Here is a 23092-nt window from a genome sequence, read left to right as displayed (position 1 = left end):
CGTCACGCGACCGCCCGGGCAGTTGTCCGGGCAGTAGGCGGCCCAGAGGTGGCATGCCGGGATACGCGCCAAAAAAGAGGCGCCTCCGATGCCGTTATTCGAGGCACCGGAGGCGCGGGTCTTGCTGCGGCCGCGGCCGGGGTTTGTGGAGCAGCTTACGGGGAATGCCCTAGATGGCGGCGACCTTTATCTCGAGGATGTCGTTGCCGTCCTTGATGATGTAGTCATACACGCCCTGCCACTTCGCCTTCGCCTTGGAGATGGCTTCGCTCTCCGAGGCCGCGTCGACGATCTTGGAGGCGGTCACGGTGCCGGCGGCGCCCAGTTCAGGCTTGCTGACCTTTCCGGTCACTTTGTATTTAGCCATGGTTCCCTCCTAATATGGAGCTTGTGGGGCCATGCAGCCGCAGTAAAACGTTTCTCTCGCGTCACTCGGCGTGGTGGAACAGCATGAAGGTGGCGATGCCGAGGAAGAACAGGATGAGCGAGCCGCAGACATGGAGCGCGATGCCGCCGACCGCCGTCCAGTAATCGTGATGGCGGATCAGGGTGCCCATTTCATCCGTAAACGTGGAGAACGTGGTGAGCGCGCCCAAAAAGCCCGTGATGATCATCAGGTGCAGATAGTTGGAGGACGTGATGTTGCAGGCCGCGAAAATGCTGGAAACGAGGCCGATGATATAGGCGCCCAAGAAATTGGCGGCAACCGTTCCTGGCGGGATGGCGGGATAGAGGGCGTTGAGCCCGAGGCCGAGCAGCCAGCGCGAAGTGGCGCCGCAGGTGGCGCCGATGCCGATGGCGATGATGGAGTAGACGATATTCATTGCCGAAGCGCCCATGGTTCCCCCCTTGAACAGGAAAAAGGTTGCGGCCTGCCGGCAAACGGGCATTTTGCCGGCCGCGAGACTCTTGTTGCGGGCCAGCCCCGGAAGCGACGGCAGTATTGAACCAAAAGCCCGTTGTGTCAAGGCAGGCGCGGCGGACCCTTGTGCGGATGTCCGTGTTGCGCGTGCGGGGCGGTGGTGTGGCTCTGCTGCCTTTACATTGTGGAAGGCGAAGCGCAAAAAGGGCGCACCCCCTTGCGGAAGCGCGCCCCGGTGAGCCGGTCGCCCGTGCGGGCGTGGCTAGTCCTTCTTGAGGTTTTCGGCCACGAGCTCGGCGATGTGCTGCACCTTGATCTTCTGGCCCTTCTTTTCCGCGCCGCCCTTGATTTGCATGACGCAGCCGGGGCAGTCCACCACGAGGCGCTCGGCCCCGGTCTCCGCGATGTGCTTCAGCTTGTTGTCCATGAGCTGGCCCGAGATCTCCGGGAACTTCATGGAATAGGTGCCGCCGAAGCCGCAGCAGACCTCTTCCTCCTCGCAGGGCACATATTCGGCCGCGTCCGCGATGAGCTCGCGCGGAGCCTCCTTGACCTTGAGGCCGCGGCAGAGGTGGCACGAGGCGTGGTAGGTCACTTTCTCGCCGCTCTTCTCGAAGTCCTCGGGCTTGAGGCCCAGCTTGTCGCGCACGAAGGAGCTGAAGTCGATGATCTTGTCCGCGAAGGCCTGGGCCTCGTAGCGCTCGGGATCGTTCTCCAGCAGCTTGGGATAGACATGCTTCAGGTGCGAGGCGCAGCTCGCGCAGAGCGTGACGATATAGTCATAGTCCTTGGGGTCGAAGGCGCCGATGTTCTGCTTCGCGATTTCCGTCGAGGTCTTGCGCTCGCCCATCATCTCCACGGGCAGGCCGCAGCAGGTCTGCTCCATGGGGAAGTCCACGGCCACGTTCTTGGCGCCCATGATCTTCACCGCCGCCTCAAGCTGCTCGGGATAAATGAAGTCCTGCGCGCAGCCGCCGAAGATGGCGACCTTCATGACCGGCTTCTGCACGCGCGGCCGGATGGACTCCCACTTGTCGCGGAAGGCCTTGGGCGCCAGCGCGGGCAGGGCCTTGAAGCCGTGCTTGCCTAAGAACATGTTGGGCAGATGCCGCTGGAACTGCGTGCCGCCGGTAAAGGGCTTCTGGGCCTTGCTGGCGAAGCGCAGGAGGGTCTGGAAGAGCTTGCGGTTCTTCATCACCGAGGCGAGCAGGGCCGCCTGGGCGCCGCTGCCCTGCTCCTCGGAACAGCGCGCGCGGATATCGCGGATGAGGCGCGGCAGGTCGATGCCGCCGGCGCACACATTGGCGCAGGATTCGCAGCCCACGCAGTTCTGGCAGAGCACCTTGGCCTTGTCCTTGCCGTGGAAGAAGTAGGTGAGGATGAGACCGATGGCGCCGATGTAGATGTACCCCATCTTGTGGCCGCCCACGAGGCGGAACACCGGGCACACGTTGGCGCAGGCGCCGCAGCGCACGCAGCGGAAGATCTGCGAGAAGAGCGGGTCTTTGGCGATTTCGGTGCGGCCGTTGTCGAGGAACACCACATGCAGTTCCTTGCGGCCGTCCGGGCCCACGGCACAGGGCACGCAGCCGGAGATAAGGCTCACATAGGCCGTGAGGCGCTGGGCCGTGGCGTTGCGCGGCAGCACCTGCAGGGCGGTGAGGGCCACGTCCAGCGTGGGCACCAGCTTGTCGAGGCCGGCCACGGCCACATGGATGGGCGCCAGCGTCTCCACCATGCGGGCATTGCCCTCGTTGGTGACCGTGGAGATGGCGCCGTTTTCGGCGATGGCGAAGTTACAGCCCGAAACGCCCATGTCCGCGGCGATGAACTTGCGCCGAAGCTGGACGCGCGCCACCTTGACGAGCTTCTGGACGTCCTCGGCCTCCTGCTTCTCGCCGGTCTCCTTCTCGAAGTTGTCGGCCACCTGGTAGCGGGAGAGGTGGATGGCCGGCATGACCATGTGCGAGGGGCCCTCGTGGCGCAGCTGGATGATCCACTCGCCGAGGTCTGTCTCGTCCACGATGATGCCTTCCTTCTCCAGCGCGGGGTTGAGCTGGATCTCCTCGGCGGTCATGGACTTGGACTTGACCACGCGCTTGACGTGGTTCTTCTTGGCGATGCCCACGATGATGCGGTTGGCCTCCTCGGCGTCGGCCGCGCGGTGCACATGCACGCCGAGCTTCTCGGCGTTCTTCCTGAACTCCTCGTAGAGTTCCTCCATGTGCTGACAGGCGTCGTCCTTGGCGGCGGCGATCTCCTCGATGAGTCTGCGCTCGTCCACGTCCTTGAACACGGCCTCGCGGTTGGCCTTGTAGGCCACGGCGAAGGTGTCGAGGGTGCGGCGCAGGAACTCGTCGCCCAGGGCCTCGTCGATCTGTTTGCGGTAGTCGGAAAGGGTGGACGGCGCTTTATGCATGGCCTTCCTCCAGAAGGATGATGTGCAGTTCCAGCGGGCCGTGAACGCCCACTGCGGCCACGCGCTCGATGTCGGCGGTGCGGCTCGGGCCGGTGACAAAGGTGGTGAAGGTGCCGGCGCCGTCCTTGTGGTCGTTCATGCGCTCGCGCAGCTGGCCGGCGATGGAGGGGAGATCGGGATAGATCTCCGACTTGCGCAGGAGCACCACGTTCACCTCGGAGATCATGCCCGCGAGGCGCACGTCCTCGTTATCCGTGTCGAGCATGCAGGTGCCGCTGGCGGCCACGCCGAGCACGGCCTGGGACAGGCCCACGTCGATGCCGGCGAGATAGCCGCGCAGGCCCTCGCGCAGGCAGAGGAAGCCCTTTTCCTGGCAGGCTTTNTNGAGCTCGGCGAAGTCCGCCTNGTCAAGGCCGGGGGCGGCCACCACGCGCTGGACGCGGGTGGGGCACTTGTTGGGGCCGAGCGGGCCCTTTTCCGTGCCCGGCTCGTCNGCGAGCAGNTCGGCNGGNGCCTTGCTCGCGCANACATCCACCACATATTGCAGNGCCGCNGCCATNGTGGGCAGCTCCTGCACCACGGCNTTGACCAGGGCGGCCTTGGCGCTGAANGCCTCGACCAGTTCCGGGTTCACAGGGGGCATATCTTGCTCCTTTGCNGNNTTTGNACGCGGNCGCGGCCCNNNNAGGGCCGCGCCGTCCTTGGTNTNNGTTGCGGGNNAGNNGNCTCAGTCNAGGCTTTCGGCGTAGAGNTCCACCGTNTGCTTGACCTTGATGTCGTCCTTGTTNTGCGAGAGCACGTCCTCGAGCTGCATCATGCAGGCCGGNCAGCCCGCGCTCACGATCTTGGCGCCCGAGGCCACCACGTTGTCGCGCTTGCGCTGGCCNATCTNGCGCGAATAGTCGTAGTGGAANAGGTTGAAGGAGCCGCCGCAGCCGCAGCAGCGGTCGGCCTCGTTCATCTCCTTCATNTTNTAGGCCGGGTTGGCCTCCACCACCATGCGCGGCTCGCGGCTNACNCCGAGGGACTTCTTGAGGTGGCAGGANTCGTGATAGGTGACNTCNGTGGCNCCNCCCNTGGGCTGCGCCGCCGGNGTCACGCCGAGCACGTCCACGATGAACACNTTGATNTCCATGGCCTTCTGCGCNANNTCCTCGGCGAGCTTNGCTTCCGNGGGGCCGAGGCGCNTGGCGTANTCGGGCCAGAGCTCCTTGATGGTGGAGGTGCANGAGGCGCACGGNGTAAGGATATAGTCGAAATCGCCCTTGGCAAGGATGGCGAGNTTGGCCTTGAGCTCCTTCTCCATGCCCTTGGCGTCGCCGGAGGAGACCGCCGGGATGCCGCAGCAGGCGAATTCCGNGGGCATGTAGACCGCNACCTTGTGNTGCTTCAGCACCTTGAGGCAGGCCTCGCCCATNTCCACATACATCTTGTCGCCGAGGCAGCCGGGGAAGAAGGCCACCTTGATGCCGCCGGCNGGGCGCGGCTCGTCNAGNGCGCCGNNGATGGCGTGCAGCGGCTTNTTNGCCAGNGGCCNGATGTGGCGGTCGCCCANNANGAAGTTGAACATGGGCGCGCANACCGTGCCCTGCACNTCGCCCGTCTTGTGGAAGAGCANGCCCTGCATGGGCGCGCCCACGCGCATGGCGAAGTTGAAGAGNCCNGGCTTGGCGAGCAGGGTGCGGAACACGAGCTTCTTGANNGGGTTCAGGCCNAGATAGGTNTANACNACCTCGCGCGCCTCCCGGAAGATGGCCATGATCTCNACGCCNGGNGGGCANGCGGCCTGGCAGGAGCCGCAGAGCAGGCAGCGGCCNAGCTTGTCGGCNAGCGCCTCGGGGTCGTCNAGGAGCATGTGCGCGAGGTTGTTGATGAGGAAGAGCTTGCCCCGGGCCACNTCGGCCTCCTGCCCGGANGCGCCGAACATGGGNCAGACCGCCTGGCACATGCCGCAGCGCATNCAGGCNGTGATNTTGTCGTCCAGCGCCATGAGGCGCTGGGCCAACTTNTGCAGATTGTTTTCCATGGGCTAGATCTCCACCATTTTCGTGGGATTGAGCAGNCNCTTGGGGTCNAGGGCNTGCCTNAGCCTGCGCGAATACTCGATGGCGCCGCGCCCGGTCTCCTTTTCCAGCCACTTGGCCTTGGCCGTGCCGATGCCGTGCTCGCCCGAGAGCGTGCCCTGNAGNNNGATGGCCACGTCGAACATTTCGTCCACGGCNGCNTCCACGCGCGAGAACTCNTCCTTGTCGCGCTTGTCGCAGAGGAAGGTGGGGTGCAGGTTGCCGTCGCCGGCGTGGCCGAAGGTGCCGACCTCCACCTTGTGCTTGGCNGCGATNTCGTTGACGGCCTTCATCATGGCCGGGATCTGCGAGCGCGGCACCGTGGCGTCCTCGAGCACGGTGGTGGGCCGGCAGCGGGCGAGCACGGGNAGCGCNTGGCGGCGGGCCTCCCAGAGGCGGNTCTTTTCCTCGGCGTCCTTGGGCACATGCACGGCCGTGGCGCGGTTGGCCTTGAGGACNTTNTCNACNGCGGCGGCGTCGTCNGCCACCTGGGCNGGATGGCCGTCCACCTCGATGAGCAGGATGGCGCCGGCCTCGCGCGGNAGNCCNGCATGNGTGAAGTCNTCCACGCGGANGATGGTGTTGTTGTCNAGAAATTCCAGCGTACAGGGNAGGATNTGGGCGGCNATGATGCCGGCCACGGCCTCGGCCGCGTCCTGCATGTCGGCNAACACGGCCATNANCGCCTGCGAGGCCTGCGGCGGNGGNATGAGCTTCATCACNGCCTGGGANATGATGCCGAGCGTGCCCTCGGACTGGATCATGAGCCCGGGCAGGTTGTAGCCGGTCACGCATTTCACCGTGCGCGAGCCCGAGCGCACGAGCGCCCCCGTGGAATCGTAGAACTCGATGCCCATGAGGTAGTCCTTGGTGACGCCGTACTTGAGGCCGCGCAGGCCGCCCGCGTTTTCGGCGATGTTGCCGCCGATGGTGGAAACCGTCTGCGAGCCCGGATCCGGCGGGTAGAAGAGGCCCTTTTTCGCCACTTCGGCGGCGAACTGGGCCGTGACGACGCCGGGCTCCACCACGGCGTAGAGGTCGTTGGAATTGATCTCAAGGATGCGGTTCAAGGCCGTGGTCAGGATGACGGCCGAGTCCACGCTGTCGGGGATGGTGCCGCCGGAGAGATTGGTGCCCGCGCCGCGCACGGTCATGGGCACGCCGGCCTCGTAAAGTTTTTTCACGCACTCGCCCAGCTGCTCCGTGGTGGTGGGCCTGAGCACCATGGCGGGCGTCACCGAGGGGAGCACGGCCGAGTCGAAGGAATAACTCTGCCGGTCGGCCTCGGAAGTGAACACGTTGTCCTTGCCGAGCAGCTCTTCAAAGTCCTTGATCAATGCCTGGCTTGCCATAGAGCCTCCTCGCTCCTGCGGTGGTGCCGGTGCGCGGTTTGCGCATCGGGCGCGCCGAATGCCGCGGGCGCACGGCGCGGCCGCGCATGCGCACATCCGGGATATGCCGAAAGGGCCGGCCGCGGACGCGGCCGAACCGCGCCGGCTGCCCGCTTCGCCCGCCGGCATGGCGGGGCCCGGGCGGGCCGGCGATTGGTGCCTCTGCCTGTACTATCGCCTCCACTCTAGCAGCCGCCGGGCAAATACGCAATGAAAACCGCCCGATTGCCTTGCGGGGCGGCTTTGGGTATGCTTCAAGGCTCACAGGCAGCGAGGTGCCCATGCCCGACCCGAAACAGGAAGCGCTCGAACAGACCGTGCGCTGCTTCACCCTGGCGCGCTCCCAGGACGTGCCCATCCACCTTGTCTTTTTGCTGGACAAGTGCGAGGTCTCGCGTTTTGCCGCGCCCTGCATCATGATCAAGAACGGGCACTTCGTCATCCGGGCCGAGCTCGAGCAGCTGGCCGAGCATCCCATCATCTGGGGCTCGGAGGTCAGAGGCTACTTCGTGGTCATGGACGACGGCAAGCGCGTGACCTGCCACTTCCTGACGAAGCTCGCCCGCATCTACAACGGGCCGCTCAATTCGGTCTATCTCGTCTTTCCGCTGCCCGAATCGCTGGATCATCACCAGCGGCGCTTCAGCAAGCGCGTCAACCTCGAGCGGGAGAACGCCGAAGGCTTCGGCATCTGGTACGGGCGCCTTGGGGGCGGCGCCCCGGAGGCACTGCCCGAGCTCGCGTGGACGCCGCTGGAGAACGGGGAATGCGAGCTCGGCGAGCTCTCGGCCTCGGGCATGCGCCTCGACGTGCTGGCCTCGTGCCCGCTTTCGCACTCCTCGCTGTACGACCCGCTGCTGCTCAAGGGCGACTTCGGCAAGAGCGGCGAGCCCAATCCCCTCTTCGTGCGCGGCGTCATTGTGCGCAGCCTGCCCAAGCCGGACGCCGAGGGCGTGACGAGCTTCGGCTGCCGCTTCCTTGCCTGGCGCAAGGTGGTGAGCCGCCACCCCAACACCTGGTTCCGGGCCGACGAGGACGGCGTGCCCGCCATCGCCGAGTGGCTGAACCGCAATTTCCGCGCCGTGGCGTCCTAGCCGTCGCCTTTTTTTACAGCAGCCCCAAGCAGGCGTTGCACCTCGTCATTGAGCGCCGGGATGTCGTAGTCCCAGGCCTTCTGCTCGCAGCGCTTCAGGTAGCCTTCCACATTTTCCGGGGTCAGCTCGTGGTGGCCCCCGGCGATGGCGTCGAGGAACATGCTGTTGAATTTCTGGTGGTGATGAACCGGGTCTGTATAATTCGCGATATCGTCCAGAAAGTCCTGGTCTTCAAAACCATAGATATGGATATTTTTGTTGCCTTCGGTCTTCTCTACCATATAGCGGATAATCTCCTGATGCAGAAAAAAATCCTTTGGTGCAAACCTTCGCATATTTGCATATATAGATCTTTGATAAGGAGGAAAAATAAAATAAAAGTTTGTATTAGGATGATTCCAGATGACTTCAAGAATATTTTTTTCAATATAGTCTTTTGCTAGTTTTTCTCTAGCCTGGTCACGAGATTCATGCCGGCTGACGGTATTGAAGACCTCCGCGGTACTGGGCAAGTGATGTATAAAGTCCCTGATTGAAGAATCATCCTTGTGTGCCACCCAATTCTCGATGCCTCCGAAATGGCTTTTTATATCAGGCCTATTAAACCAAGCACACGGACGATCGTGATCATCCTTTATCAGCCAGTCATCAATCCGGAAGAGCCTTAGGATATTTTTAAGAGTTGCATAATATTTAAAATCGTTGAGAATATTTTCATCATAAAGATATTTTTGAAGATTCTTATTGTCTTGAATATTATTAATATAGATATTATCCAATGAGTAAATGACATTTTTTATTTTTTTACGTAGAGCTTTATTTAATATCACGCTACGCTCTATGTAGTCTGCACAATTAAATGAAATATTAAAAAATTTTCCGCCCAGTTTTGCTGAAGCTTCGGACGCTGAAGTGTTAGCCAGCATGGATGAACCGAGAATGATGGAGTCGATATCAAAGGTGTTGAGGATTCCCGCCGCCTGAGCGCGCATATTGTCGTCCAACGGACGGTTTTCATCCTTTGCGCGATGGAATATCTGGAGCGGATCTACGATATAAAGTACTATGATAAAAATCAAAATCACAATGAGGCATGTAGGGAGCACCAAGAGAAAATACTTCTTGACCAACCCCTTATAATTCGTGCCTTCCATATAGACTATTTCCCCTAAAATTTGCTGTAGATGAATTCCGGGGTGGATTCAGGCATGAAGATGCTGATGAGGGCGACAACGGAAAGCGCGGCCGCGAGATAGAGCTTTTTTTGCGGCCGCCAGCGCAGGATCGCGGCGCTGTTGGGAAAGAGCAGGGCCATGCAGAGCGCGCACGCGACAAACACAAAGAGGGGGGTGAACTCTGCCCCGGGCACGGTGGCGGACAGCCCGCGCTGAAACGGTGCGCTGAACGAAAAACCGTTCAGGCCGAGAAAACCCTTCGCAAATCTGCGCAGGCTCTGCATGTCCGGCGCGCGAAACACCACCCAGGCGAGGCTTACGAAAACAAAGGTGAGGAACCACCCGAGCAGGCGCGGCAGCCGCAAGCCGGCATCGCGCCAGAGCCTGTGCACGGCCAGGGCGATACCGTGCAGGGCGCCCCAGATGACAAAGGTCCAGGCCGCGCCGTGCCAGAGGCCGCCCAGGAGGAAGGTCATGACAAGGTTGCCGAGGGTGCGTCGCTTGCCTTTCCTGTTGCCGCCGAGGGGGATATAGAGATAGTCCCTGAGCCAGCGGGAGAGCGTGATGTGCCAGCGGCGCCAGAAATCCTGGATGTCCAGCGCCTTGTACGGGGAATCGAAGTTCCACGGTAGCCGGATATTGAAAAGCAGCGCCGCTCCCACCGCCATATCGCTGTATGCGGAAAAATCGAAATAGAGCTGGAGCGTGTAGCAGGTACTCCCCAAGGCGGCCTCGGCAAACGTCAGCGAAGGGCTGGTCTCGAAGCAGTACTTGACCAGCGGCGAAAGGTTGTCGGCTATGAGCACCTTTTTGGCGAGACCGATGCTGAAGAGCACTATGCCATTAAAGATGTTTTCCCAGTTGATTTCTTGGTTTTTGGCGTCGTGGAACTGGGGCATCATTTCCTGATGGTGCACGATGGGGCCGGCTACCAGCTGGGGAAAGAAGCAGACAAAACAGCAATAGTCCAGAAAGTGTTCGCGTGCCGGGTCATGCTTGCGCATGAAGATGTCGGAAAGATAGGCGACCTGCTGGAAGGTGAAGAAGCTGATGCCGAGGGGCAGGATGATGCCCTGCATGGGCAGGTCGGTGGCGAGCAGGGAGTTCAGGGTTCGCAGGGCGAAATCGGTGTATTTATAGAAGCCCAGTGCCGCCAGGTTGGCCGCCACGCCAAGGATGAAGACCGCCTTGCGCCATCTGTCGAGACGCCCGAGGGCCTGCCCGAAGGCATAGTTGAAAATGATGGAGGCCAGGATGACAAGAAGGTTTTCCGGCCGCCACCAGGCGTAGTAGACGAGCGATGCTGAAAAGAGGAAGAAGCCGATGAACCGCGCATATCCCCCGCGCAAAAGCGCGTAGTAGAGCAGCACGGTTGCGGGCAGAAAGAGAAGGACAAACTCGGGAGAGCTGAAGATCACTTACAGCTCTCCGGCGGCCACGAACAGCCTGTTACTCTCTCTCTCTCTCTCTCTCTCTCTCTCTCTCTCTCTCTCTCTCTCTAAGGAGCGGGCTCATGGGGATACCGGCGGGGTTGGAGATGTTGCGCATGAATGCGGGCGCAAAAAATATGCGCCCGGGCTTTTCGTTGTCAACCCACCGCCTGTCAGCGCCGCGCCACCTGCGGCGCGCCCTGCGGGGCCTGCCGGGGCATGCCCTGTTGCGGGCTTCCGCTCATCCCGGCGAGCTCGCGCAGTTGCGCCATGGATTGCTCCAGGTTCTGCGGGTCGCCCACCTCTTGGCAGAGGAAGGCGTTGATGGCCGGCATGGCCGAGATGGCCTCGTCGATCTCCGGGTTGCTGCCCTTGGCGTAGGCGCCGATATTCACCATGTCTTCCACGCGGCGGAAGGTGCTCATGCGCCGGGTCACGATGCGGCCGGCCACCACGTCCTCGCGCGGGCAGATGTCCGACCTCAGGCGGCTGATGGAGCGGAGCACGTCGATGGCCGGGAAGTGCCCCTGGTCGGCGAGGTCGCGGGTGAGCACGATGTGCCCGTCGAGGATGGAGCGCACGGCGTCGGCGATGGGCTCGTTGAAGTCGTCGCCATCCACAAGCACGGTATAAATGCCCGTGATGGTTCCCGTTGACGAGCGGCCGGCGCGCTCGAGCAGCTTGGGCAGCTGCGCGAACACCGAAGGCGTGTAGCCCTTGGTGGTGGGCGGCTCGCCCACGGCGAGGCCCACCTCGCGCGCGGCCATGGCGAAGCGCGTCACCGAGTCCATCATGAGCAAAACGTCCATGCCCTTGTCACGGAAGTATTCGGCCACGGCCGTGGCCGCGTATGCCGCGCGCATGCGCACCAGCGGCGACTGGTCGGACGTGGCGATGACGAGCACCGAGCGCGCCATGCCCGAGGGGCCGAGGTCGCGCTCCATGAATTCCACCACCTCGCGGCCGCGTTCGCCGATGAGCGCGATGACGTTGACATCCGCCTTGGTGTAGCGGGCCATCATGCCCATGAGGGTGGACTTGCCCACGCCGGAACCGGCCATGATGCCCACGCGCTGGCCCTTGCCCAGGGTGATGAGGCTGTTGATGGAGCGCACGCCCACGTCGAGCATGTCGGTGATGCGCGGCCGCTGTAGCGGGCTCGGCGGGTCGGTGTAGAGCTGGGCGAGCTCCGGCTGCCAGAGCTGGCGCGCCTTGACCGCCCATTCGGGCGTGTGCGGCGCCTGGAGCTCCATCTGGCGTTCGTAATCGGCCTTGTCCTGCTCGCCCGGGGGCAGCGGCGAGCCCGAGAGCTCGGCGCTCACGGGCGGCCCGGCGTCCAGCGGCGTGCCGAAGGCGTCGAAGGCGCGCCCGAGGAGGTCCGGCCCCACGGGAAAGACCGGCGGCATGCTCGTATTCCGTATAAGGCTTCCGGGGCGGATGCCGCGCATGTCGCCATAGGGCATGAAGAGCAGGTTGCCGTCGCGGAAGCCCACCACCTCGGCGGCCACGCCCTCGGCGCCGCCCTCGGGCAGCATGTGGCAGACCGCGCCGAGCGGCGCGCGCAGGCCGCTGCCCTCGGCCACCAGGCCCACCACCTTGTTGACCTTGCCGAACAGGCGGATGGGGTTGGCCTCATGCAGGAGCCGGCGGCAGGCGCGGGGGTCGAGTTTCATGGCGGCATCCGTGGGAAAGGATGAGGTGAGGAGAGACGCGGGGCGCCCGGGCCGGCCTCAATCAATTGCCTGGCAGGAAGCCCCCGTGAGCCAGCACTTCGTCCCGCTCGTCCTGTTGCAGGCCCTGGGCCAAGTCCGGGGGCAGGAGGTCTTCCGGGGACACGCCGGGCGCGGGGACGCCGCCCCCGGCAGGGGCCGCGGCTTCGGGCGCGTCCAGCGGGAAAAGCTCTTCTTCCAGCTCCGCGAGGCTCGGATCGAGCTTTTCGGCGGCAGCAGCAGGAGCCCCGGGGCCGTCCGCGCCCGGGTCCCCGAGGGGGGGCAGCCACGCGAGCCCGTCGTCTTCGCCTTCCGCCGGAAGTTCGGCGCCGGGTGCCTGCGGCGCCGCCGCGGGTTCAAAGGCGGCTGCGGCCTCCGGCGCGCCCATGTCGATGTCGTCGGGCGGCAGGCTGGAGAGGTCGACCTCCCCGTCTTCCAGGAGGTCGGGCGCCAAATCCGGCGGCAGTTCCGGCTCCGGCGGCGGTGTGGTGGGCGCAGCCTGCTGCGGGGGCGCCTGGGGCGGTGCGGGCTGCGCCCCGGGAGCTTGCCCGGCCGCAGCGTCTTCCGCCTGTTCCGGCATGCCCTCCACGGGCGCCGCATCGGTTGCGGGTGCAGGAGCAGGCTCGAGGGCCGGCTCCGGCGGCGGGGCCAGCTCGGCCATGCGCGCGGTCTCGTGCTCCACAAGGGTGTCGATGGCCTCGTCCGCCTCGGCCTCGCCTTCGCGTTCGGGCAGCGTCAGGTGCGAGAGGATGGAATCCACCATTTCGCGGAAATGCTCGCGCCGACAGTCCACGCTGCCGCTGCCGCTCTCGGCCACCAGCCCCCCGGGCTCCATGCGCTCGTCGCCGTTGACGATCCACTGCACGAGCTCCGGGGCGCGCTCGCGCGCGGCCGCGAACATGTCGCCCACCGCGGCCTCGTCGGCCGGGTTGACGCGCACCACGATGGTGGCGCGGTCCTCAAGCAGGCCCACGGCCTTGAGCACCAGCGCGCGGAGCAGCTTGGCGTGGTCCTCGCTGAGCACATGGCCCGTGCCCGCGGCCACGGCCTCCTGCGTGAGCTCCACAAGCTCCTCGCGCCACGCGGCCGCGAGGTCGGCCCGCTGCCCGGCGATAGCCCGGAGCAGGGCGCCCAGGGATTGCCCGAGCTCGGCGCGGAATTCGCGCAATTCCTGCCCAGCCTGGTCCATGCCGGCCTGGTAGCCCTCGCCGTGGGCGGCCTCGCGCACACGCACGGCGGCCTCGCGCTCGGCCTGGGCGCGGGCGAGCTCGGCCTGGGCCTCCTTGCGCAGGGCCTCGGCCTCGGCCTTGACGGCCGCGCACTTGGCGGCGGTCTCGCGCTTCAGGGCGTCGGTTTCGGCCCTGGCCTCGTCCAGCACCTTCAGGCGCTCGGCGTAGGCCGCGCCCAGAATCTCCTTGGCGCGTTCGGCGGCGCGGGCGCGCACGCGCTCCATGTAGTCGGCTTCCTGCTCCTGCTTGAGCTTTTCGCGGCGCATGGGCTCCTGCATGGCGTCGAGCTGGTCCACCGTGGCCTCGCGCTCGCCCATGAAGATGGTGCCCCATTTTTTCCGCAATTGCTCGGAGGCCATGCCCGCTACCCGTGCCGAAGTTTATGCCGCGAGGGCGGAGTTGCGCCCCGCTTTGCCGTTTTGCCCGTCACGCAAAAAAGCCTTTTTGCCGCAGGCGCGAAACGCGCCCGGCAGGGGCAAAAAGGCTTTCTGTTCCGGGCGCGGAGGGGCAGCGCCCGCACGTTTCCGGGACCTAGACGAACACATCGCCGCCGCCCCGGCTGACCACCACCTTGTTTTCCGCCTCCAGGCGGCGCACCACCTTGACGATGCTCTGCTGCGCGGCTTCCACGTCCGAAATCTTGGTGGGACCCATGAATTCCAGTTCCTCGCGGATCATGTTGCCCGCGCGCTCGGACATGTTCTTGAAGAACTTTTCGCGCAAGTCCTCGCTGGCGCCGCGCAGGGCCAGGGTCAGCACCTCGTTGGAGACTTCCTTGAGCAGCTCGCGCACGCCCTTGTCGTCGATGTTCTTGCAGTCCTCGAAGACGAACATGAGGTTGCGGATGTCCTCGGCCATCTGGGCGGATTCCTCCTCGATCTCCGAAAGGACCTCCTCCTCGGTGGCGCGGTCCACGGCGTTGAGGATCTCGGCCACGGACTGCACGCCGCCCACCTTCTTGCCCTCCTTGCCGCCCATGGCGATGAGCTGGCTCGTGAGCACCTTGTCCACCTCCATGAGCATTTCTTCCGGCACGGACTCGAGCTTGGCAAGGCGCGTGAGCACCTCGGCGCGCACGCCCGCGGGCAGGCTTGTCAGAAGATTGGCTGCCTGGTCCGGGTGGAGGTGGCCCATGATGAGCGCCAGCGTCTGCGGGTGCTCGTTGCGCAGGATCTGGGAGAGCAGGCGCGGGCTCACCTGCTCGAGGTCGCGGAAGGGGGCCGGCCCGGTGTCCAGCGCCAGCGTGTCCATGACGTACTTGGCGGTCTCGGGGTCGAGGTTGCGGACAAGGAGGCGCTTGGCCGTATCGCTGCCGCCGGAGATCATGTCCACGCCGTCCACCAGGGATTCGTGGAAGTTGCGCAGCACTTCCTCCACGGTTTCGCGCGGCACGGGCCCGAGCTCCACGATGGCCTTGGAAACGTCGGCGATCTCCTGGCGCTCCATGCGCTTGAAGACGTCGGCGGTGAACTTGTCGCCCATGGCGAGCAGGAGGACCGCGATGCGCTGCTGGCCGGTCAGTTCCATGATGTTCGTGACTCCTTTCCCGATGGCTTTGCTGTACAGGTGCCGATGATGCGCGCGGCTGATTCCTGCCGCTTTCTCAATGCCGCAAGTCTCCGTCAAAAACAGCCTTTTCGGTGCTTGCTGCGTCAGAGAAAAATTTTCTCGGTCGAGTACTTGAGTACACTCCCGTCGAAAATTTTTATCTTCCTTGCAAGCCCCGAAAAATCTTATTTTTTAGGATTCTTCCGGCACTAGCATCCGTCTTCCGCTTCGCTCCAGACGGAATCTGGAAGGGTCATCACCGATGTAAGCAGAGCCTCCCCTGTCCTGTGATTCTCTGTGCCGAAAGGGAGCGCCTAGCGCTCCCCGTCCTTGAGCCAGCGGCGGATCAGGCTCACCGCCTGGTCCATGTGCTGCTCTGTCATGCGGAACAGGCGGAGCTTCAGCTCCTCCACCCGCTGGTTCGTTGCCTTCTGTGCGAGCCGTATGGCGCGGATGTCGGCAAGGGCGGGGGTGCCCCCGCCCTTGCCGGCCGACAATGCCCTGGCTTTAGGCTCTTGCTTCATCGTTCTGCATCCAGCCGCGCACCAGGCTCACCACCTGCTCCATGTGATTGTCGGAGAGGGTGAAGATGTGCGCCTTGAGGGCTTCGATATCCTTGAAGACGAGCTCGTCATCTTCCTCTTCAATGGCTTCCGGCTCTTCCTCGTCGGCCTTGGCCGCTTCCTCGAGGGCTTCGTAGAGCGCGAGCTGCTCCTCGGCGGAGGGCAGGCCCTCGAGCCCTTCGACCATCTCGCCGGCCTCGACCTTGGGCCGGATGAGGGCCAGCACCACGGGCCGCACCACCAGCATGAGGAAGAGGAAGGCAAGCAGCGCGTTGAGCAGGGGCTTGCCCAGGCGCTCGGCATAGTCGGCCAGCACCTCGGCGAAGTTGGGCTCGTGGGGCGGCTCGGAATCGTTGAACGGGGCCGAGCTCACTTCGAGGGAGTCGCCACGGCCCGTGTTCAGGCCCACCGCGTTGGACACGAGCTGGCGCACGCGGTCCAGTTCCTCAGGCTTGCGGGGCACGAAGTTCCACGCGCCCTCGCTCTTTTCATACGACCCATCAATGATAACCGCAACCGTCAGGCGGCGCAAATCTCCCACATTGGCGATGATCTGGTGCTCTTCCTTGTTGATNTCGTAGTTGGTGGTGCGGGTCTCGCGGGTGCCGTTCTGGTTGGAGACGGAGCCCGTGATGCCGTCGCCGCGGAAGTTGGCGTCNGGCGCGCCGGCCTCGAGNTTGGCCTGGCCCTGCTGGCTNTCCTCGCTGCGCTGCTCGCTGCGGACCACGGTTTTTTCNGGGTCNTAGATNTCGCGGCGGATGGTCTTCTGGCTGAAGTCCATGTCCGCGTTGACCTTGGCGATGACGCGGCCGGGGCCGAAGATGGGCTGNAGNAGNTCCTCGATGCGGCGCTCNAGGTTGCGCTGCACGGAAAGGCGGTGCTCCATCTGGGTGGNGCTGATGCCNGCNAGNGTGTCCTCNTCGGGCTCGTANAGCACCTTGCCGCCGTTGTCGGTGATGGAGACNTGGTTCTTGTCAAGGCCTTCCACCGCCATGACCACCATGTTGAGGATGGCCTGGATNTCTTTCTGGTCCGGCTTNNNGCTCGGNNNNTTGAGCTTGAGCACCACCGAGGCGGACGGGTCCTGNCGCTCCTCCACNAAGAGGCTGCGCTTGGGGATGACGAGGTGCACGCGCGCGCTCTCCACGCTGGGGAACTCGCTGATGGTGCGCGAGAGCTCGCCCTGNAGCGCGCGGGTNTAGTTGATTTTCTGCACNAAATCCGTCTGGCCGACCTTGACCTTGTCGAAGATCTCGAAGCCGATGCCCTGGCCCACNAGGCCGCCTTCGCCGGCGATCTTGATGCGCTGGTCATAGACCACGTCCTGCGGCACGAGGATGGTGGTGCCGTTGTCNGCGAGCTGGTAGGGCGTCTTGTCGGCCTGNAGCGCCTTGACCACGGNNNTNGCGTCCTCGGGNCCNAGNTTNGAGTAGAGCACCTTGTACTCCACCCGCCCNGCCCAGAGCGAGAGNCCGATGGCGCAGGCCACCAGGGCCACGGCGCCGCCNGCGACGGCGACGCGCTGGATCATGTTCAGCCGGGCCCAGANGCCCTTGAGATTGTCAACGAGATTGGTGATGAACGTCGGCATGGCGATTCCCCTCATTCCTTGCGCCCCTCTGGCGCAATCGTNTGATGCGAGGGGATTAGCAAAGGCCGTGCCAGNGNGTTTTCATCAAGGATATTTTGCNGTTAGGAAGGAGTTTTTCNNACTCGTATTCAAAAANNTGACGCAAAAAGCCAGTCCCCGCGGGACANACGCGGAGACNGGCTTTTNGAGGGAGNATGCAGCCCNGNGAGGGGGNCTAGAACTGCATNCGCGAAATTTCCTTGTAGGCCTCGAGCACCTTGCCGCGCACCGCGCTCGTGAGCTTCATGGCCATGCTCGACTTCTGCATGGAGATCATGAGCTCGTGCACGTTCTGGCTGCGGCCGGAGGCGAAGTCGTCGATGGCCTGGTCCTTGGCGTTCTGGAGTTCGTTGACGCGGTTGAGCGAGCTNGTCACCGTGTTGGTGAAGCTGTTCTGCGGCGTNACCGGNANNTGCTNCTGNTCGGGNTAGCGGATGAAGTCCGCCTGNGCGCCGAAGTTCTCGGGCTTGTCCACGCGGTCGCGCANAAGGGACTGGTCGAGNGTGCGCGAGAAGAGCGTCTGCTTGCCGACNGCCTGNCCCTGCTTGAGGGAGCTGTCCACCTTGTTGAANTGCTGNAGCGCNTCNGTATANGCCCNCATGCCNGCTGCCTGNATGCTCATTNNCTGCTCCGTGTGTCCTTCGTGNNCTGTCAAANATCCGTTANGCCTTGCCGATCTCGAGGGCCTTGTTGAACATGCCCTTGATGGCCTCGACNGTGGTGACNTTGGCCTCGTAGTTGCGCTGCGCGGTCATGAGGTTGGCCATTTCCTCCACCACGTTGATGTCCGGGTAGGANACATAGCCCTCGGCGTTGGCGTCCGGGTGGCCGGGCTCATACACCTGCTTGAGGGGNCGCTTGTCCTGNGTNACGCCGAGGATGCGCACGCCCTTGAGCTCGCGGTCCAGCGCGGAGCGCATGTGNACGGANAANGGGTCGTCCACGTCGGTGGCCACCTGCACCACGGTNCGCCGGCGGTAGGGGCCGCCGTGNGGGGTGCGCGTGGTCTTGGCGTTGGCCAGGTTCATGGCGATGGTATTGATGCGCGTGCGGTCCGCGGTGAGNCCNGAGGCGCTGATGTCCATGGCGGTNAGAAAATCCATAACTCTCTCCCAAAAATTCCNGCCCGAAANTGGCGGCCCNNNGCGCTGGCTAGACCTGCTTGCCGTCCTGGATGACCGNGGNNAGGCNCTCGAAGNTCTTGGCCATNACCTGGGTNAGCGCCGTGTACTGGAGCTGGTTCTTGGCGTGCTTGGCCATTTCCTTGTCCAGGTGCACGCGGTCCTCGCCGTGGATCTGGCGCGGCTTGAACTGCTTGGACCATTCGGGCCCGAAATTGTCCGGGTTGAAGGCCGCGGGCATGTGGCCCTGGCTCGTGATGCTCATGCGGCCGCGCATATCCAGCCCGAGGGCGCTCTGCAGCTCTTTCTCGAAGGCGATCTCGCGCGGCTTGTAGTTGGGCGTCTCGATGTTGGCAAGATTGCTCATGATGACATTCTGCCGCTGGAGCTGCATGTCCATCACGCGGCCCACCAGGCCGATCTGACTGTTGAACATGGATTTCATGACGCCTCCCGCATGGCCCGGCATCTGCCGGCATGACTTTGCTGTGTGCCCTTCATTAGCAAGCACTGTTCCATCTCTGAAAAGCCATGCATTTTCAAATAGATAGAGGCGATTTTCGGCGGGACGCCCGGGGAAGGGTGGCACCCGGGAGCGGATTTTTGACGGGCGCCCGGGAAGGGCCGGAGAGGCGGCAGGCGCGGGCGGCCGGGAAACGAAAAACCCCGGCCAGGCCGGGGGAGGGATTCGTGGTCGGAGCGAAAGGATTTGAACCTTCGACCCCCTGCTCCCAAAGCAGGTGCGCTACCAGACTGCGCCACGCTCCGATGCGGTGGATGCCGCGCGGGGAGGCCCGCGCCGGCGCCCTGTTCTTAGTAGAATCCGGGGCCGATGTCCAGCCGCGGCGGCTCAGCATCGGCAGGGGCGCGGGCGCCCCGGACTCCAAAAACGCCGAAAGCCCGCCGAAGGTTCCGGCGGGCTTTTTCTGGCGCGAAATTTCTGGGGCGAAAGATGGGACTTGAACCCACGGCCACCTGGGCCACAACCAGGTGCTCTACCAACTGAGCTACTTCCGCCGCAAGGCATCCTTCATACACAGGGGGCCGGCTTTTGGCAAGCCCTTTTTCCCCGGCAGGGCGCGGATTTGCACAGGCCCCATTCCCCGCTCCCCCCTCCCATAAGAAGCAGCCCCACGCCGCGGCCGACTCTGGATTTTTTTTAGAAACTGGCCTAGAGTGCGCCATCCATCCCTGCGGGCGCGCCAGCCCGCGCACCAGGCGGGAGGCCTATGGACAAGCTCGTCATCGAGGGCGGTGTGCCGCTCGCCGGCGCCATCAGCGTCAGCGGCTCCAAGAACGCGGCCCTGCCCATCCTCTTCGCGTCCATCCTCGTGGACGGCACGTCCACGTTCCGCAATGTGCCGCGCCTGCGCGACATCGACACCACCCTCGACCTTCTCGGGCGCCTCGGCTGCGCCTGCCGGCGCGAGGACGACGAGGTTTTTGTCACCCCGGGCGAGCTTTTGCCCGAAGCCCCCTACGACCTCGTGCGCACCATGCGCGCCTCGGTGCTCTGCCTCGGGCCCCTGCTCGCGCGCATCGGCAGGGCGCGGGTGGCGCTCCCGGGCGGCTGCGCCATCGGCGCCAGGCCCGTGGACCAGCACCTCAAGGCGCTGGAGCTCATGGGCGCCACCTTCGAGCTCGAGGAGGGCTACATCGTGGGCGAGTGCGAGGGCCTTGCCGGCGCGCGCATCACCTTCGACATGCCCACCGTGGGCGGCACGGAAAACCTGCTCATGGCCGCGAGCCTCGCCGAGGGCGAGACCATACTCGAAAACGCCGCGCGCGAGCCCGAAGTTGTCGACCTCGCCGAATTCCTCATCGCCTGCGGCGCGCAGATCGAGGGCCACGGCACCGGCGTCATCCGCATCCAGGGCGTGCCCGCGCTCTACGGCGCGGACTATACCGTCATGCCCGACCGCATCGAGGCCGGCACCTTCCTCGTGGCCGCGGGCATCACCGGGGGCGACCTCCATGTGCGCGGCTGCCCTTATGCGGAGCTCGAGGCCGTCATCCTCAAGCTGCGCGACATGGGCATGGAGGTGGAGCCCGAGCCGGGCGGCGTGCGCGCCAGAAGCGCGGGCCGCCTCAGCTGCGTGGACGTGAAGACGCAGCCCTATCCCGGCTTCCCCACCGACATGCAGGCGCAGATCATGGCCCTCATGTGCGTGGCCCAGGGCGCGGGCGTGGTGGAGGAAAGCATTTTCGAGAACCGCTTCATGCATGTGCAGGAGCTTATGCGCATGGGCGCGAGTATCCGGGTGTCGGGGCATACGGCCATGGTGCGCGGGGGCGCGGACCTTGCCGGCGCCCCGGTCATGGCCTCGGACCTTCGGGCCAGCGCGTCCCTGGTGCTGGCCGGGCTGGCGGCGCAGGGCGTGACGGAAGTGCGCCGCATCTATCATCTCGACCGAGGCTACGAGCGCATCGAGGACAAGCTGGGCGCCGTGGGCGCCCGCATCCGCCGCGAGGCGGAGTGAGGCGGCATGCCGCCCGAATGGCGCGTATGCGAACATCGGCCCTTTGTCACGGCCTCCTGTATGACGCCGAAATTATCCGTCAAAAACAGCCTTTTTGGTTCCGACTGCGTCAGAGAAAAATTTCCTCGGTCGAGTACTTAAGTACACTCCCTTCGGAAATTTTTATCTTCCTTGCTCCAGCCGTTGCGACGAAGGAAGCTACGGATGGAGACAGCAGTTAGTTACCGCGTCAGCCAGTCAACGGAACCGCGGTCGCTATCCGTAAGGCTCGCAAGCTCGCCAACGGCTAGCGCGTCGGAACCAAAAAATCTTATTTTTTAGGATTCTTCCGGCACCAGCCACCGTCTGTCGCTGCGCTCCAGACGGAAAGTGGAAGACCCTCAACCATGGTGGAAAAAGTATAACGGCCTAAAATTCTTGGAGGATCGCCATGCCCCAAGCTGCCTTTGTCCCGTCTGTGCGCGCCGCCTTTTTGGCCGCGCTGCTCCTCGTCTGCGCCCTCGTCCAGGGCTGCGCCTACGGCATCTATGACGACAAGCGCCTCATGGACACCATGGCCGACGACAAGGCCATGGCCACCAGCATCAAGACCGCGCTCATGCAGGCGGACTTCACCGGCGGATGGGCCGTGTCGGTCTACTGCTTCTACGGCAATGTCTTTTTGGTGGGCGAGGTGCCGAAGAACATGCAGGCCAAGGCCGTGAGCATCGCCAGAAGCTACAAGCCGCGCTCGGTCACGCCGCACTGGTTCACCCCCGCCAAGAGCGACACCGGCAACGTGGCCCTCGCCACGAGCCTGCGCGCCGACCTCATCGGCACCAAGGGCCTCTCCTCCACGCGCATCGACACCGAGGTCAATGCCGGCCGCGTGGTGCTGTTGGGCGTGGTGCAGGACGACGCGGAAAAGCAGCTCGCCATCCGGGTGGCCCGCCGCGTCAAGGGCGTGACCTCGGTGACGAGTTATCTCATGCTGCCGCAAACAGCGCCGGCGACGCAGCCTTCCGGCTCCCAGGGCACTTCCGGCGGGGGCGCCCCCGTTGAGGAGCGCGAACTCCCGAGCACCTAGCGCTGACACTGGTTATTAAGGAATGAAGCCCGGGAAGCTGTCGCAACAACTTCCCGGGCCTGCTTTTCTTTAAGGCTCGAAGTGGTGGCGGTGGGAAAGGCGCCCTAGAAGATACGCGGCACCGGCGGCTCGATCTCGTGGGTCATGCGGTTGCGCAAATCGCGCCGGCAGAGTTCCATCACCCACATCCAGAAGGCGTGTCCGAAAAATTCCGAGAAATGCTCGTCAAAGGGCTGGTCCCACGGCGCGGGCACCGTGCCCATGAGCGGCATGAGCACCACATGAAAGACGAACCACACGAGGATACCGAAGGCCACGCCCTGCCAGAGCTTGATGATGGGCTTGTACTCGGCGATCACCGCGTAAATGATGCCGATGCCGATGGAAAACGCGAAATGCACCACAAAGCTTACGATCGGCCTCGGGGTGTCGCTGAACATATAGGTCATGTGGGTGAACTGGTACGAGAAGCCCAGCTGCTGCAACAGCTCCTGCGGCGGGTTGGTGGCGTCGCGCAGCGGCGTGCGCGGCGGGAAGGGCACTTCCCAGCCAAATTTGACGATGGCGCCGATGATGCCGATGATGACGCCGATCAGCACGGCCAGCATGACCCTGCGCCGGAATTCCTCGGATTTCAGACATTCGGGCATATTCTTGACCCTCGGGGATTTGATGGTGCATGAGGGCGCGGAACACCCGCGCCAAGCGGATTTTATTCCCGGCCGGGGATGATGTCCACAGCGGGCCCCCGCCGCGCCAGCAGGGCCTCGGCGAGGCGGCGCAGGGGGCCGCGGCGCCGGGGCAGCGCCGCCGCGGGTTCGCTGAGCAGTTGCACGAGGCGTGCGGTAAGCTCCAGGGCCTCCTCCACGCTGTCCACCCAGGCCGTGCCCGCGCCGTGGAGCATGAGGCCCGGCGCCTCCAGCGGCCCGCGGATGCCGAGTACCGGCACGCCGGCCGCGGCCGCGAGGCCCACCTCCACGCCGGCGTCCTGCCCTGAGGCGCCGTAATAGATGACGAGGTCGGCAGTGAGGCAGGCGTCGCGGCAGAAGGCGAACACCGAGCCGCCGGCCCTGTCCGTATCCATCCACGCGCGCCGTTCCTGCGGGGTGAGGCCCGGGGGCGGCGCCGCCTTTTCCGTCCAGTCGAGGATGCGGCAGCCCAAGGCCCGCAGCTCCCGGCCCAGGAGGCGCACGCCGTGCTTGTGCTTGAAGGAGCCGGCCACATAGACCGTGAGCGCCGCCTCGGCAATGTCGCGGGCCGGGAGGGCGCGCGGGCGCCGGGCGCGGCAGGCGGAAAGGGCGGGGCGGCGCAC

At 64.4% G+C, this 23092-nt stretch carries 21 protein-coding genes and 2 tRNA genes; 3 read left to right on the top strand and 20 right to left on the bottom strand.

All coding sequences use genetic code 11. The features are described 5' to 3' along the window. Positions 1 to 169: 169 nt before the first annotated feature. The 6 genes from HDR50_RS03775 to HDR50_RS03750 all read right to left on the bottom strand — a co-directional run bounded on the left by HDR50_RS03775 (position 170) and on the right by HDR50_RS03750 (position 6696). Complete coding sequence (locus HDR50_RS03775) at positions 170 to 367, bottom strand: hypothetical protein (RefSeq protein WP_291356055.1); 198 nt, start codon at positions 365 to 367, stop codon at positions 170 to 172. Positions 368 to 428: 61 nt separating this feature from the next. Further along, complete coding sequence (gene crcB, locus HDR50_RS03770; RefSeq protein WP_291356053.1) at positions 429 to 839, bottom strand: fluoride efflux transporter CrcB; 411 nt, start codon at positions 837 to 839, stop codon at positions 429 to 431. 285 nt (positions 840 to 1124) lie between these two features. Further along, the gene (ldhH, locus tag HDR50_RS03765; RefSeq protein ID WP_291356051.1) at positions 1125 to 3281 is read right to left on the bottom strand and encodes an L-lactate dehydrogenase (quinone) large subunit LdhH; all 2157 of its coding nucleotides are present in this window, start codon (positions 3279 to 3281) and stop codon (positions 1125 to 1127) included. Next, the gene (locus tag HDR50_RS03760) at positions 3274 to 3924 is read right to left on the bottom strand and encodes a lactate utilization protein (RefSeq protein ID WP_291356049.1); all 651 of its coding nucleotides are present in this window, start codon (positions 3922 to 3924) and stop codon (positions 3274 to 3276) included. The genes ldhH and HDR50_RS03760 overlap by 8 nt, the downstream gene beginning before the upstream one ends. An 84-nt stretch (positions 3925 to 4008) precedes the next feature. Then, positions 4009 to 5307 (bottom strand): (Fe-S)-binding protein, encoded by a 1299-nt coding sequence (locus tag HDR50_RS03755; protein WP_291356047.1) that lies wholly within the window; start codon positions 5305 to 5307, stop codon positions 4009 to 4011. A gap of 3 nt (positions 5308 to 5310) precedes the next feature. Then, positions 5311 to 6696, bottom strand: coding sequence for an FAD-linked oxidase C-terminal domain-containing protein (locus HDR50_RS03750; protein ID WP_291356045.1), 1386 nt, complete (start codon positions 6694 to 6696; stop codon positions 5311 to 5313). A 320-nt stretch (positions 6697 to 7016) separates the two neighbouring features. Between HDR50_RS03750 and HDR50_RS03745 the strand changes: the two genes are divergently transcribed. After that, the gene (locus HDR50_RS03745; protein WP_291356043.1) at positions 7017 to 7829 is read left to right on the top strand and encodes a hypothetical protein; all 813 of its coding nucleotides are present in this window, start codon (positions 7017 to 7019) and stop codon (positions 7827 to 7829) included. Here the strand turns inward: HDR50_RS03745 and HDR50_RS03740 are convergent. The 12 genes from HDR50_RS03740 to HDR50_RS03685 all read right to left on the bottom strand — a co-directional run bounded on the left by HDR50_RS03740 (position 7826) and on the right by HDR50_RS03685 (position 19251). Continuing rightward, the gene (locus tag HDR50_RS03740) at positions 7826 to 8983 is read right to left on the bottom strand and encodes a hypothetical protein (RefSeq protein WP_291356042.1); all 1158 of its coding nucleotides are present in this window, start codon (positions 8981 to 8983) and stop codon (positions 7826 to 7828) included. The two genes, HDR50_RS03745 and HDR50_RS03740, sit on opposite strands and share 4 nt — an antisense overlap. A 14-nt stretch (positions 8984 to 8997) precedes the next feature. Next, positions 8998 to 10422: an MBOAT family protein gene (locus HDR50_RS03735; protein WP_291356040.1), complete on the bottom strand. Its 1425-nt coding sequence runs from the start codon at positions 10420 to 10422 to the stop codon at positions 8998 to 9000. 185 nt (positions 10423 to 10607) lie between these two features. Next, on the bottom strand, positions 10608 to 12107 hold the full coding sequence (locus HDR50_RS03730) for a FliI/YscN family ATPase (protein WP_291356038.1): 1500 nt from the start codon (positions 12105 to 12107) through the stop codon (positions 10608 to 10610). 61 nt (positions 12108 to 12168) lie between these two features. After that, positions 12169 to 13731 carry a FliH/SctL family protein gene (locus tag HDR50_RS03725; RefSeq protein WP_291356036.1) on the bottom strand — a complete coding sequence of 521 codons (1563 nt, stop codon included), beginning with the start codon at positions 13729 to 13731 and terminating at the stop codon, positions 12169 to 12171. Between the two features lie 172 nt (positions 13732 to 13903). Next, the gene (gene fliG / locus HDR50_RS03720; protein WP_165078206.1) at positions 13904 to 14899 is read right to left on the bottom strand and encodes a flagellar motor switch protein FliG; all 996 of its coding nucleotides are present in this window, start codon (positions 14897 to 14899) and stop codon (positions 13904 to 13906) included. Between the two features lie 335 nt (positions 14900 to 15234). Next, positions 15235 to 15444, bottom strand: coding sequence for a flagellar M-ring protein FliF (locus HDR50_RS03715; protein WP_165078205.1), 210 nt, complete (start codon positions 15442 to 15444; stop codon positions 15235 to 15237). Next, positions 15428 to 17074 carry a flagellar basal-body MS-ring/collar protein FliF gene (fliF, locus tag HDR50_RS03710; protein WP_291356033.1) on the bottom strand — a complete coding sequence of 549 codons (1647 nt, stop codon included), beginning with the start codon at positions 17072 to 17074 and terminating at the stop codon, positions 15428 to 15430. Before fliF ends, HDR50_RS03715 begins: the two co-directional genes overlap by 17 nt. Before the next feature lie 214 nt (positions 17075 to 17288). Continuing rightward, positions 17289 to 17714 carry a flagellar hook-basal body complex protein FliE gene (gene fliE / locus HDR50_RS03705; RefSeq protein ID WP_291356031.1) on the bottom strand — a complete coding sequence of 142 codons (426 nt, stop codon included), beginning with the start codon at positions 17712 to 17714 and terminating at the stop codon, positions 17289 to 17291. A gap of 61 nt (positions 17715 to 17775) precedes the next feature. Then, a complete protein-coding gene (gene flgC / locus HDR50_RS03700; RefSeq protein WP_291356029.1) occupies positions 17776 to 18216 on the bottom strand; it encodes a flagellar basal body rod protein FlgC in 441 nt (146 codons plus the stop codon). Between the two features lie 49 nt (positions 18217 to 18265). Beyond that, positions 18266 to 18679 carry a flagellar basal body rod protein FlgB gene (flgB, locus tag HDR50_RS03695; RefSeq protein WP_291356027.1) on the bottom strand — a complete coding sequence of 138 codons (414 nt, stop codon included), beginning with the start codon at positions 18677 to 18679 and terminating at the stop codon, positions 18266 to 18268. Between the two features lie 246 nt (positions 18680 to 18925). Then, positions 18926 to 19002: transfer RNA gene (locus HDR50_RS03690), tRNA-Pro, on the bottom strand. Positions 19003 to 19175: 173 nt separating this feature from the next. Next, positions 19176 to 19251 (bottom strand) — tRNA-His (locus HDR50_RS03685). A gap of 212 nt (positions 19252 to 19463) precedes the next feature. On the opposite strand from HDR50_RS03685, the gene murA reads away from it, so the two are divergent. Next, on the top strand, positions 19464 to 20714 hold the full coding sequence (gene murA / locus HDR50_RS03680) for a UDP-N-acetylglucosamine 1-carboxyvinyltransferase (RefSeq protein WP_291356025.1): 1251 nt from the start codon (positions 19464 to 19466) through the stop codon (positions 20712 to 20714). Between the two features lie 430 nt (positions 20715 to 21144). Next, positions 21145 to 21780 (top strand): BON domain-containing protein, encoded by a 636-nt coding sequence (locus HDR50_RS03675; RefSeq protein WP_291356023.1) that lies wholly within the window; start codon positions 21145 to 21147, stop codon positions 21778 to 21780. A gap of 104 nt (positions 21781 to 21884) precedes the next feature. Here the strand turns inward: HDR50_RS03675 and HDR50_RS03670 are convergent, their stop codons facing one another. Next, positions 21885 to 22430, bottom strand: a complete 546-nt coding sequence (locus HDR50_RS03670) for a DUF1440 domain-containing protein (protein ID WP_291356021.1) — start codon at positions 22428 to 22430, stop codon at positions 21885 to 21887. A gap of 62 nt (positions 22431 to 22492) precedes the next feature. Next, entirely contained in the window at positions 22493 to 23092 is a 600-nt protein-coding gene (locus HDR50_RS03665) for a translation initiation factor 2 (RefSeq protein WP_291356019.1), read from the bottom strand.

Source organism: Desulfovibrio sp. (genome assembly GCF_014803725.1).
Classification (GTDB): domain Bacteria; phylum Desulfobacterota; class Desulfovibrionia; order Desulfovibrionales; family Desulfovibrionaceae; genus Desulfovibrio.
The sequence above is the reverse complement of the archived record's forward strand: the minus strand, read 5'-3'. Positions and strand labels throughout refer to the sequence as shown.